Genomic DNA, 11768 nt, shown 5'->3' with positions numbered 1-11768 from the left:
CTTCAACGCAAAGGCGCGAAGACGCAGAGGACGCAAAGCAAGTCTTTGTGAAGTAAAACCCTTGCGTCCTTCGCGGTTCAACTTCCCCTTTTCTATTCTCCCGGCCCTTTGTACAGCAGCGCCAGGTTGCGTACGGCCAGGAAGACCTCCCGGAGGAAGGTGATGAGTGCGCCGATCAGGGACAGCATCGCGGCGACAAACAGCCCGCCGACGATCTCCGGCAGGTCCAGGGTGAAGAAGTGGTCCAGGAAGGCGAACACGATCAGCAGACAAACGAACAGCCCCGAAAGGGTTGCCAGGGCGATGCCCAGGTAGGCCAGGCGGGCGCGTTTTCTCAGGGTGTTCAGTTCACGATAGGCGGCGGCCCTGGCCGCGTGGTCCCCCAGGGCGCTCATGCCCGATTCCAGGTTGCGGCTGCGATCCACCACCCGGGCCAGCCGGTTGGCGAAGGCGTTGATGAAGGCGCCGATGCCCGCCAGCAGGAACACCGGCGCAACCGCCAGCTGGATCACCTGGGAGATCTCGGCGGGCTGAGATTCCATGAAGATTGGCATGGTGCTGTCCCGGGTGGCCATGTAATCCCAGGATGTTAGCGGGAAAGTGATCGCGAATGCATGCCAGTCCGCGGATCAGTAAAGCCTTAATGATTGTTTTCCCCAAAAGACTTTCTTTGCGCCCTCTGCGTCTTCGCGTCTTTGCGTTGAGGGTCTTTGACTAGATCACCTTCGAATACCGCTGCGCCCGAGACTCGCGCAGGTAGCGGTCGAACACCATGCAGATGTTGCGGATCAAGAGGCGTCCCTTGGGACTGACCTGGATGCCAGAGTCGTTCAGCTCGATCAGACCATCCGCCTGCATCGGCGCGAGCGCCTCCAGTTCGCACTCGAAGTAATCCCAGAACACGATGCCGTGGCGTGACTCTAGGTCGCGAAAATCCAGACGGAAGTGGCAGATCAGCGCCGTGATCACGTCCCGGCGCAGGCGGTCATCCGCGTCCAGCTCCACGCCCCGGAACACCGCCAGTTCGCCGGCATCGATGCGCGCGTAGTAGCGCTCCAGGTCGTGTTGATTCTGGGCGTAGCAGTCCTGCACCATGCCGATGCTGGTCACGCCCAGGCCGATCACGTCGCAATGGGCGTGGGTCGAGTAGCCCTGGAAATTGCGATACAGGGTCCCTTCCCTCTGGGCTACTGCCAGTTCGTCGTCGGGGCGTGCGAAGTGGTCCATGCCGATGTAGACATAGCCCGCCTCGGTGAGCTGGGCGATGGTCTGCTGAAGGATCAGCAGCCGGTCCGCCGGGGACGGCAGGTCCTGTTCGTTGATGCGCCGCTGGGGCTTGAAGCGCTCCGGCAGGTGGGCGTAGTTGAACACCGAGATGCGATCCGGCCCCGCCTCGATCATGCGCTCCACGGTGACCGCGAAGCTCGCCGGGGTCTGCAGCGGCAGGCCGTAGATCAGGTCCACGCTGATGGAGCGGAAACCCACCTGCCGGGCCTCTTCCAGGACATGCAGGGTCTGGGAGGCCGGCTGGATGCGGTTGACCGCCCGCTGTACCCGGGGATCGAAATCCTGCACCCCGAGACTCAGGCGATTGAAGCCCAGGCGACGCAACAGGGCCAGGGTGTCCCCGCCCACCTCCCGGGGATCGATCTCGATGCCGTATTCGCCGGTGTCGTCATCCAGCAGCTGGAAATGGCTGGACAGGATGGTCATCAGTTCCGTCATCTCCTCGTGGGAGATGAAGGTGGGCGTGCCGCCACCCAGGTGCAGCTGCTCCACCGGCCGGCTGTTGTCGAACAGGGCCGCCTGCAGGCCGATCTCCCGGTACAGCCGGTCCAGATAGGGCCGTGCGCGGCCACGGTCCTTGGTCACCACCTTGTTGCAGGCGCAGTAGTAGCAGACCGTGTCGCAGAAGGGTATGTGCACGTACAGGGACAGAGGCCGGCCGGAGGCGTTGCTGGCCTCGGCCTGGGCCCGGTAATGCTCGGCCGTGAAGCCTTCGTGGAACTGCACCGCGGTCGGGTAGGAGGTGTAGCGGGGCCCGGCGGTATCGTAGCGGCGGATCAGGTCCGCATCGAAATCCACGTTCTGGGGGATGGGGGCTTGGGTCATGGCATGGGGTATGTCTGATTGGCCTGGTAGGAATCTAGCGCCCCCGGGCGGATCGGGAGATGACCGAGGTCAACAATTCGGTCAGGGAGTGAGGAATGAGGAGTAAGGAGTGAGGGGCCTCGGGTGAACCGTAGGTCGGCCTTCAGGCCGACGCCGCTGCTTATCGAAGCCTCTGCTGTCGGCCTGAAGGCCGACCTACGCACGCGTTACATCTCCCCCGATCGCTTGCCTCCTGCCCTGCCTGCCCTGCCTGCCCCCTGACTCCTCACCCCTCACCCCTGACCGCCCAGCCGCCCCAGATCTTCGGCACTCACCACGAACACCCCCTGTCCCCCGTGCTCGAACTCAAGCCAGGTCAAGGGCGCGTCCGGCAGCCGCGCCATGAGCGCTTCCTGGCTGTTGCCCACCTCCACCACCAGGATGCCGCCGGGGTTCAGGTGCTCGGGCGCATCACGCAGGATGCGCAGGGTGGCGTCCAGACCGTCCTCGCCGGAGGCCAGGCCCAGCACCGGCTCGTGACGGAACTCGGGGGTGAGCGCGGCCATGTCGGCGGCGTCCACATAGGGCGGGTTGCTGACGATCAGGTCGTAGCGCTCGCCGGCAAGCCCCTCGAACAGGTCCGAGCGGATCGCGCGCACCCGGTCAGCCACCCCATGGCGGCGGATGTTCTCCCGGGCCACGGCCAGGGCATCGGGGGAGATGTCGCTCAGGTCCACCCGGGCGTCGGGGAAGGCATGGGCGCAGGCGATGCCGATGCAGCCGCTGCCGGTGCACAGATCCAGCACCCGCTCGACCCGCTCCGGATCGATCCAGGGGGCGAAGCCCTGCTCGATGAGTTCCGCGATGGGCGAACGGGGCACCAGCACCCGCTCATCCACGTAGAAGGACAGGCCCGCGAACCAGGCCTCGCGGATCAGGTAGGCGGCGGGCTTGCGGGTGCTAACCCGCTGCAGCAGCAGGTCCGCCACCCGGGCGCGTTCCTCCCGGGACAGGCGCGCGTCCAGATACGCGGGCGGCAGGTCGTGGCCGAGATGCAGGGCGTGCAGGACCAGCCAGGCGGCCTCGTCCAGGGCATTGTCGGTGCCATGACCGTAGGTCAGGCCCGCCTCGTTGAAACGGCTGGCACCCCAGCGAATGAAGTCGCGGATGGATTCCAGGCCCTGGGTGCAATTGGGGTCGGTCATGGTCTCTGCCGGTGCGGGAAAAGATGTGGAATAATACCCGCATGACATCCACACAGAACAATCGCAGTCTGCAGATCGTCCTGCTGGTGGTGGCGGGCGTGGTGGCGCTGGCCATCGGGCTGGGTATCGGCATGATGCAGCGGGACGCCGCCCCCGGCGGTACGCTCACCCTGCAAAGCGGTACCTGGCTGACAGAGCCCCGGCCGCTGCCCGAGTTCGAGCTGGTGGACATGAACGGTGAGCCCTTCACCCGCGCGTCCCTCGAGAACCAGTGGACCTTCCTGTTCTTCGGTTACACCTACTGCCCCGACATCTGCCCCATGACCATGGCCCTGCTGGCCAGCACCTTCGAGGAGATCCGGCGCGCCGACCCCAGCGTCGACCCCCGGGCGGTGTTCGTGTCCGTGGATCCGGAGCGGGACACCCCCGAGGCCCTGAAGACCTACGTGCCCTATTTCCACCAGGAGTTCCTCGGCGTGACCGGGCCCATGGAACAACTGACCCCGCTGACCCGCTCCATGGGCATCCTGCACCGCAAGGCGGAGGACCCCCGGGATCCGGACAATTACCTGGTGGATCACTCCGCCTCCATCATCCTGATCAACCCCCGGGGCGAGTTCCAGGCGGTCCTGAGCGCCCCCCACCAGGTCGAGACCCTGGCCTCGGACTTCCTGCAGATCCACAAGCGCTACCGGCCCGGCTGACATGAGCCAGGTGCCGCCCCGCTGGCTTGACTGGCTCAAGTCCCTGCCCCTGTACCTGCTGCCCCACCACGCCATCTCCCGACTGGTGCATCGCCTCGCCCGCTGGGAGACCCGGGCCAAGAACCCGGTGCTGCGCTGGTTCATCCGCCATTACGGGGTGGCCATGGGCGAGGCCCAGGAATCCCGCCCCGAGGCCTACGCGAGCTTCAACGCCTTCTTCACCCGGGCCCTGCGACCCGAGGTCCGCCCCCTGGACCCGGACCCGCTGGCCCTGCTGAGCCCTGCCGACAGCACCGTCAGCGCCCTGGGACGCATCCGCGACGGGCGCATCATCCAGGCCAAGGGCCATGGATACAGCCTGGACATCCTGGTGGGCGGTGACCCCCGGCGGGCGGATCCCTTCCGCAACGGACATTTCATCACCCTCTACCTCTCCCCCCGGGACTACCACCGGGTGCACATGCCCGCCGCCGGGCGCCTGCTGGAGACGGTGTACGTGCCCGGCCGGCTGTTCTCCGTGGCGCCCCACACGGTGCGCACCATCCCCAACCTGTTCGCCCGCAACGAGCGGGTCGCCTGCCTGTTCGACACCGACCGAGGCCCGCTCGCCTCCATCATGGTGGGCGCCATCAACGTGGGCAGCATCGAGCTGGTGTGGGCCGGCGAGATCACCCCGCCGCAGCATGACCTGACCGTCACCCGCTACGACCACCGCCCGGTGCAGCTGGCCCGGGGCGCCGAGATGGGGCGCTTCAACCTGGGTTCCACGGTGATCCTGCTGCTGCCGGAGGGCCCCTTCACCTGGAACGCCGAGCTGGCGCCGGGGGTGCGGGTGAAGATGGGGCAGGCACTGGGGAAGTGGGAAGGGTGAATTGGGAAGGGTGAATTGGGAAGGGTGAATTGGGAAGGGTGAATTGGGAAGGGTGTAGGTCGGGCTTCAGCCCGACAGCCGCGGCATCGGCAGGCCACTCTGTCGGGCTGAAGCCCGACCTACCTTGGATCACGCACGATCCCAGGCAAAGGCCAGCACCTGGTCGATGTGCGAGGCGCCGGTCAGGCACATGAGCAGCCGGTCCAGGCCCAGGGCCACGCCGGCGCAGTCGGGCAGGCCCGCTTGCAGGGCCGCCAGCAGGTGCCGGTCCACGGGCACCTCGGGCAGACCCCGCGCCTGACGGATCGCCAGATCCCGTGCAAAACGGGCCGCCTGTTCGTCGGCATCGCTCAGTTCGTGGAACCCGTTGGCCAGTTCCAGGGAGCCCCAGTGCAGCTCAAAGCGGGCAGCGGTGGGCGGATCACCAGGGCGCAGGCGGGCGAGCGCCGCCTGGCTGGCGGGGTAGCCGTGGATGAAGATCAGGCGCCCGGCGGGAAAGGCCGGCGCCACCACCTGGCTCATGAGCAGGTCCAGCCAGCCGTCCCGGTCCAGTTCGCCGGAGAAGGCGATGCCATGGTCTGCCGCATTGGCGGACAGTTCAGCGACCGTGGCCGCGAAGGGATCGAGCCCGGCATGGCGGCGGAAGGCCTCGGCGTAGTCCAGACGCTCGGCAGGGCCGGGATCGTTTGCAGCGGCCAGCGTTCGTACCAGGGCCTCCACCTCGTCCATGAGCCGGTGCTCATCGAAATCCAGCCGGTACCACTCCAGCAGGCTGAACTCGGGGTTGTGATAACGCCCCGCCTCGCCGGCGCGAAATACCCGGGCGATCTGGTAGATGTCGCCGCTGCCCGCCGCCAGCAGGCGCTTCATGGGAAATTCGGGCGAGGTGTGCAGGTAACGGTACCCGGCATCGGTACCGGCCACCAGGCTTTCCAGGGCGGGATCGGTGGCGGCGGCCCGGGAGAGCATGGGGGTCTCCACCTCCAGCACGCCGCGCCCGGCGAAGAAGGCACGTATCCCGGCGTGCATCGCAGCCCGTGCGCGCAGCACGTCCGGCGATGCCCCGGGGTACCAGTCCTCATTCACCGGGGGATGGGGCTCAGACGCGGGAGACGTATTCGCCGGTGCGGGTGTCCACGCGCACCTTCTCGCCCTCTTCCACGAACAGCGGCACCTTGACCACGGCACCGGTCTCCAGGGTCGCCGGCTTGGTGCCGCCCTGGGCGGTGTCGCCGCGCACGCCGGGGTCACACTGGGTGATGGTCAGTTCCACGAAGTTGGGCGGGCTCACGGCCAGGGGCACACCGTTCCACAGGGTCACAACGCACATGTCCTGCTCCTTGAGCCACTTGATGGCATCGGCCACGGCGGCCTCGCCAGCGGCGTGCTGCTCGAAGGTATCTGGTACCATGAAGTGCCAGAATTCGCCGTCGGTGTAGAGGTACTGCATGTTGGTATCCATCACGTCGGCGGCCTCCACGGAATCCCCCGACTTGAAGGTCTTTTCCAGCACCCGGCCGGTCTTGAGGTTGCGCACCTTGACGCGGTTGAAGGCCTGGCCCTTGCCGGGCTTGACGAACTCGTTCTCGATGATGGCGTAGGGATCGCCATCCATCAGGATCTTCAGGCCGCTCTTGAATTCGCTGGTGCTGTAGTTCGCCATAAGTGGTGTGTCTCTTCGGGAGGCGGAGCGAGGCTCCGGATAAAGTCAGGAAAATCAAGCCGCACATGATAACCCGAACACTGCCAGCAAGACAGGTGCCCCCGCAGCCGGAGCCGTCAAACCCGGGCCGGGCGCGCCCCTGGCAGCGCCTTCAGGCCGCTGCCATCACGGACCCCGAGGTGCTGATCCGGCGTCTGGGCCTGGACCCCGCCCTGCTGCCCGCGGCACGCCGCGCCGCAGAACTGTTCCGCCTGCGGGTTCCCGATGGCTACCTGGCACGCATGCGCCCCGGCGACCCGAACGACCCGCTGCTGCGCCAGGTCCTGCCCCTGGACGCGGAATACCGCGACGTCCCCGGATTCGTGGAGGATCCGGTGGGCGACGGCGCCGCCATGGTGGCGCCGGGCCTGCTGCACAAATACCGGGGCCGGGTGCTGCTGGTGACCACCGGCGCCTGCGCGGTGCACTGCCGCTACTGTTTCCGCCGCCACTTCCCCTACGGCGAAGCCAATCCCGCCCGGGGTGAGTGGCAGGCGGCACTGGACTACATCGCGGGCGACGATTCCATCCACGAGGTGATCCTGAGCGGCGGTGACCCCCTGTCCCTGTCCGACGAGCGCCTCTCGGGCCTTGCCGGCGCCCTGGGGGAGATCCCCCATGTACGGCGCCTGCGGGTGCACAGCCGCCAGCCGGTGATCCTGCCCGAGCGGGTGGACGAAGACCTGCTGGCCTGGCTGCGTCCCGGGCGTTTCCAGACCGTCCTGGTGATCCATGCCAATCACGCCAGGGAGATCCACTGGCCCGTGCGCGAGGCCCTGGCCCGGCTCGCTCGGGCCGGGGTGAGCCTGCTGAATCAGTCCGTGCTGCTGCGCGGTGTGAACGACGACGTGGACACCCTGGCAGACTTGAGCGAAACCCTGTCTGCCACCGGCGTGATGCCCTACTACCTGCACCAGCTGGACCCGGTGCGCGGCGCATCCCATTTCCAGGTGGATGACGATCGGGCGCTGCGCCTGCACCACGGGCTCAGGGCGCGTCTGCCCGGCTACCTGGTGCCCCGGCTGGTGCGGGAGATACCGGGACAGGACGCGAAGTCGCCCCTGTCGGGATGATTCCTCGTTCATCTGAAAATTCATGAAAAAATTCGGGCAGCTGCTATAGAATATTGAACCAGTTCACAGAATTCCTGATCTACGGTGTAGGTCAAGCAACGGAATCACCGAATGCTGTTCAGACTGCCCGGCCTCAAGGCCACCACCACACCGGATGGAATCCCGACCCAGCCGAGCAAACTGCGACGCTGGCTTGAGGCCCTGCCCATGGTGAACATGGGCGAGGCCACGCGGCAGTTCTATGAAGGCCTGCGCAGCCTGAACAAGGCCGAAATGTCTCCCGTGGACCGCCTGGAACTGATGGAGACCCTGCGTCCCACGGCCAAGGTGATCCTGGCCCACCTCAGTCGCCACTTTCACAACCGCACCCTGCCCCTGCCGGAGAAAAGCCGGCGCATCGCCGACCTCAACCGGGTCCTGCTGGTGGAACTGGGGCGGGGCTACCGGCTGGCGATCGTCGACCTGGTCCAGGGCGGACACAAGCGCCAGATCCAGAAATGGCTCGGCCTGGCCTGCTACCGGGCGCTGCGCTACACCGGCGACGGCGTGATCCATGCCTGGCGTCTGTACACCCCCCTCGGCCAGGGAATCTGGCATGACATCCACGAGCTCTACGCCATCGCCGAAAAGCACGGTGCGCATGATACGCCAGTGCCCGATGACGAGTTGCACCAGCGAGACCGCGGCACAGTGAGCGACGCCTACATCCGCCTGTGCGTGCTGGGTCTGAGCCGCCCGCCCGCCCTGCGCCAGGGCGAGGTGGACAAGCTCAACGACTACCTGCAGGCCGCCGTGCATTCGGCGATCATCGTCTCGACCCCGATGCCCGATAGCGCCAACGGCGTCACCCTCACGGATCTCAACGGAGACCGGGGGCCGGTGCACGTGAACATCGCCGAGCTGCCGGAAGGCCCCCAGGTGCGCCTGTTCAACCTGACCCCGCTGATCCACGAGATCCGCGAGCACCTGCAGCACGGCGGCAAGCCCCGGGCCACGGACATGAGCACCGATCTCATGCGCCGCCTCCTGGATATCTGGACCCGCAGCAGCAAGCGTCGCTTCAGCCGTGCCCAGCGGGACGACGACATGAACGTCACCATGGGCCTGACCAACATCCACATCGCCATCAGCGAGGAACAGGAGCAGGTCTACGGGCCCAAGGACAAGCCCGCGCAGTTCGGCGATCTGAGCCTGCAGCCCATCTCCGACGTGCACCGGGCGGACCGCGAAGGCCAGTTCCTGGCCAAACACGACGCCCTGGGCGGCGCCGATGCCTGGGACATGGTGGGCCGCGGCAATGTGGTCACCGAGTCTTACCTCACCGAGAAACACACACCCGCACCCATCCGGGCCATCGGCCTGGGCCATGCCGAGGCCGAGACCTGGCAGGTGCTCAACGCCAGTGCCGGCGGCTTCTGTCTGCGCTGGCCGGGGCAGCAACCCACCCGCGCCCAGGTGGGCGAACTCATCGGCCTGCGGGAAAAGGAAGGCAGCCACAACCAGTGGCGCGTCGGCGTGATCCGCTGGATGCTCAACAAGGGGGAACAGGGCCTGGAGATCGGCGTACAGGTGCTCGCGCCCAAGACACTGCTTGTCACCCTGGAGCACGCCCACATGGGTCAGCCCAGCGGCGACCCGGTGGAGGCCCTGCTGCTGCCGGCCATCAAGACCATCCAGCAGCCGCCCAGCCTGCTGGCCCCCACGCGCCGCTTCCGCCTCGGCGACCAGGTCATCGTCAACCTGGCGGGTCGTGCCCTGCGCGTGAAGCTCTCAAGCCAGGGCGAGCACACCAGCCTGTTCACCCAGTTCCGCTACACGAGCCTCGGCAACGTCGAGCAAGCCTCCCCCGAAGCCTCCCCGGGCGGCGACACCTTCGACAAGGTCTGGACCCTGATCTAGTCCGCACTGCTGGTCCCCTGCGGGCGCAGGTCCTGCATGTTGCCACCTGCCCTGGATGCTGGCACAGCATGGCCGGTCTACGGCACAATGGCTCTCTGCGCGCCAAATGGATACACGGGAGCCCACGTCGCACATGGAAAACCTTCTCCGCCTGCTGATCATCGAGCGTGACCTGAACGACGCCGAGATGATGATCAGCACCATCAAGTCGGCCGGTTTCGCCGTCAGGCCCGAACGGGCTGAAGACCAGGACGATCTCCTGGAAAAACTCCAGAAACACGCCCCCGACGTGGTGCTCTGCACCCTGGACTCCGAACCGGAACTGGGTCTCGAACAGGTCATGTCCGGCATCCGCGACATGGGCAGGCATGTGCCGGTGATTGCGATTGCCAACGATGCCAATCAGGACGTGGTGGACTGCCTCGCCCTGGGCGCCCACGACATGGTACGCAAGGATCGCCCGGACCATCTCAAGCTGGTGGTGACCCGCGCCGCCGAGGCTCAGCGCCACTGGCGTCAGCTCAAGACCCAGGAATCCTCCCTGCGCGAGGCCGAGCGACGCTGCAAGAACCTGCTGGACAGCTCCCGCGACGCCATCGCCTACGTGCATGACGGCATGCACATCTACGCCAACCAGTCCTACTTGGAGCTGTTCGCCTATACCGATCCCGACGACCTGGAAGGCATGCCCATCATGGACATGGTGGCCAAGGAGGACCAGGGCACCCTCAAGGAATTCCTGCGCAACTACGACCATGCCCCGGAGGGCAACGAGTCCGGCCAGTCGGTACAGATCAAGCTCAAGAACTCCGCCGGCGAGTCCTTCACCGCCCAGATGGAATTCACCCCTGCCAGCATCGACGGTGAACCCTGCACCCAGATCCTGATCCGCAGTCAGGCCAACACCAAGGAGCTGGAGCAGCAGATCAACTACCTGGCCCAGCGCGACCTGGTCACCGGGCTGTACAACCGCCAGTACTTCATGGAACGCCTGGAATCCGCCCTGGGCCAGGCCACCCAGGGCAAGGGCAATGCCGCCCTGGTAGAACTGCAGATCGACAAGTTCCAGGAGATCCGCGACCAGGTGGGGGTCGCCGGCAGTGACCTGGTGCTCGGGGACGTGGGCAAGATCCTGGAGAAACACTGCGGCCAGAACGACGTGGTGGCGCGCTTCGACGGCGAGGCCTTCGCCATCCTCACCAGCCACTGGGAAACGGCCGATGCCGAGGCCTTCCTCAAGGCCATGCTCAAGGACATCGCCGCCCTGATCTGCGAGGTGGACAGCCGCTCCATCACCTGTACCGCCTCGGCGGGCGTGACCCAGATCGATGAGAACGCCCCAAGCGCCAATGAATTGCTGTCCCGCGCCGCCAAGGCCTGCGAGGAGGCCCGCAAGGCCGGCGGCAACCAGGCGGTGAGCTACAAGCCCAAGGAAGGCGAGATGACCCAGCGACAGCTGGACGAGTCCTGGATCGCCCGCATCACCGAGGCCATCGGCAAGCATCGGGTGCGCCTGCTCTACCAGCCGGTGGTCAGCCTGCACGGGGAATCCGGCGAACGCTACGAGGTGCTGATGCGCCTGCTGGGCGAAGACGGCCAGGAGATCCCGGCATCCGAGTTCATGCCCAGTGCCGAACGCACCGACATGGCCAAGGTGCTGGATCGCTGGGTCATCAGCCACGCCCTGGACCAGCTGGTGGAACAACGCAAGAAGGGCAAGGAGACCACCTTCTTCATCAAGCTCACCGCCGGTTCCCTGCAGGAACCCGGCATGCTGCCGTGGATCGTGGAGCAGCTGAAGGAACGGCGCATCCCCGCCGAGTGCGTGGTGTTCGAGATGAAGGAGACCACGGTGGTCAATCATCTCAAGCCCGCCAAGGAATTCGTCAGGGGCCTCAAGGGCCTGCACTGCCGCTTCGCGCTGGACGATTTCGGCACCGGACTGAACCCCTTCCAGCTGCTGCAGCACGTGCCTGCCGACTACCTCAAGATCGACAGCAGCTTCATGGACAGGCTGAGCAGCAGCGAGGAGAACCAGGAAAGCATCCGCCAGCTCACCGACGGGGCGCACGGCCAGAACAAGCTGGTGATCGCCCAGCACGTAGAGGATGCCACGGGGCTGTCCATCCTGTGGGGCATCGGCGTGAACTACATCCAGGGCAACTTCCTGCAGGCACCCTCGGAGAAGCTCGAGTACGACTTCACCTCCATGAGCTGACGCCC

At 66.2% G+C, this 11768-nt stretch carries 10 protein-coding genes; 5 read left to right on the top strand and 5 right to left on the bottom strand.

Annotated elements, in window-relative coordinates:
- Nucleotides 1-92 precede the first annotated feature (92 nt).
- From TGR7_RS06195 to prmB, 3 genes are all read right to left on the bottom strand, one after another.
- Nucleotides 93-554 carry a DUF2721 domain-containing protein gene (locus tag TGR7_RS06195; RefSeq protein ID WP_148211471.1) on the bottom strand — a complete coding sequence of 154 codons (462 nt, stop codon included), beginning with the start codon at nucleotides 552-554 and terminating at the stop codon, nucleotides 93-95.
- 160 nt (nucleotides 555-714) lie between these two features.
- Complete coding sequence (gene hemN, locus TGR7_RS06190) at nucleotides 715-2112, bottom strand: oxygen-independent coproporphyrinogen III oxidase (protein ID WP_012637806.1); 1398 nt, start codon at nucleotides 2110-2112, stop codon at nucleotides 715-717.
- Between the two features lie 272 nt (nucleotides 2113-2384).
- Nucleotides 2385-3296 (bottom strand): 50S ribosomal protein L3 N(5)-glutamine methyltransferase, encoded by a 912-nt coding sequence (gene prmB, locus TGR7_RS06185; protein ID WP_012637805.1) that lies wholly within the window; start codon nucleotides 3294-3296, stop codon nucleotides 2385-2387.
- Between the two features lie 41 nt (nucleotides 3297-3337).
- Between prmB and TGR7_RS06180 the strand changes: the two genes are divergently transcribed.
- Nucleotides 3338-4000, top strand: coding sequence for an SCO family protein (locus tag TGR7_RS06180; protein WP_041441120.1), 663 nt, complete (start codon nucleotides 3338-3340; stop codon nucleotides 3998-4000).
- Between the two features lies 1 nt (nucleotide 4001).
- On the top strand, nucleotides 4002-4871 hold the full coding sequence (asd, locus tag TGR7_RS06175; protein WP_012637803.1) for an archaetidylserine decarboxylase: 870 nt from the start codon (nucleotides 4002-4004) through the stop codon (nucleotides 4869-4871).
- A gap of 129 nt (nucleotides 4872-5000) precedes the next feature.
- Here asd and epmA read toward each other — a convergent pair whose 3' ends face one another.
- On the bottom strand, nucleotides 5001-5957 hold the full coding sequence (gene epmA, locus TGR7_RS06170) for an EF-P lysine aminoacylase EpmA (RefSeq protein ID WP_041441117.1): 957 nt from the start codon (nucleotides 5955-5957) through the stop codon (nucleotides 5001-5003).
- 13 nt (nucleotides 5958-5970) lie between these two features.
- Complete coding sequence (gene efp, locus TGR7_RS06165) at nucleotides 5971-6534, bottom strand: elongation factor P (RefSeq protein WP_012637801.1); 564 nt, start codon at nucleotides 6532-6534, stop codon at nucleotides 5971-5973.
- 65 nt (nucleotides 6535-6599) lie between these two features.
- Between efp and epmB the strand changes: the two genes are divergently transcribed.
- The 3 genes from epmB to TGR7_RS06150 all read left to right on the top strand — a co-directional run bounded on the left by epmB (nucleotide 6600) and on the right by TGR7_RS06150 (nucleotide 11763).
- The gene (gene epmB, locus TGR7_RS06160; RefSeq protein WP_012637800.1) at nucleotides 6600-7646 is read left to right on the top strand and encodes an EF-P beta-lysylation protein EpmB; all 1047 of its coding nucleotides are present in this window, start codon (nucleotides 6600-6602) and stop codon (nucleotides 7644-7646) included.
- A 111-nt stretch (nucleotides 7647-7757) separates the two neighbouring features.
- Nucleotides 7758-9545, top strand: coding sequence for a hypothetical protein (locus TGR7_RS06155; RefSeq protein ID WP_012637799.1), 1788 nt, complete (start codon nucleotides 7758-7760; stop codon nucleotides 9543-9545).
- A 133-nt stretch (nucleotides 9546-9678) separates the two neighbouring features.
- Nucleotides 9679-11763 (top strand): EAL domain-containing response regulator, encoded by a 2085-nt coding sequence (locus TGR7_RS06150; RefSeq protein ID WP_012637798.1) that lies wholly within the window; start codon nucleotides 9679-9681, stop codon nucleotides 11761-11763.
- Nucleotides 11764-11768 lie beyond the last annotated feature (5 nt).

It is taken from the genome of Thioalkalivibrio sulfidiphilus HL-EbGr7 (genome assembly GCF_000021985.1).
GTDB classification, from domain to species: domain Bacteria; phylum Pseudomonadota; class Gammaproteobacteria; order Ectothiorhodospirales; family Ectothiorhodospiraceae; genus Thioalkalivibrio_A; species Thioalkalivibrio_A sulfidiphilus.
Note: the sequence above shows the minus strand (reverse complement) of the source record. Positions and strands in the feature narration are given on the sequence as shown.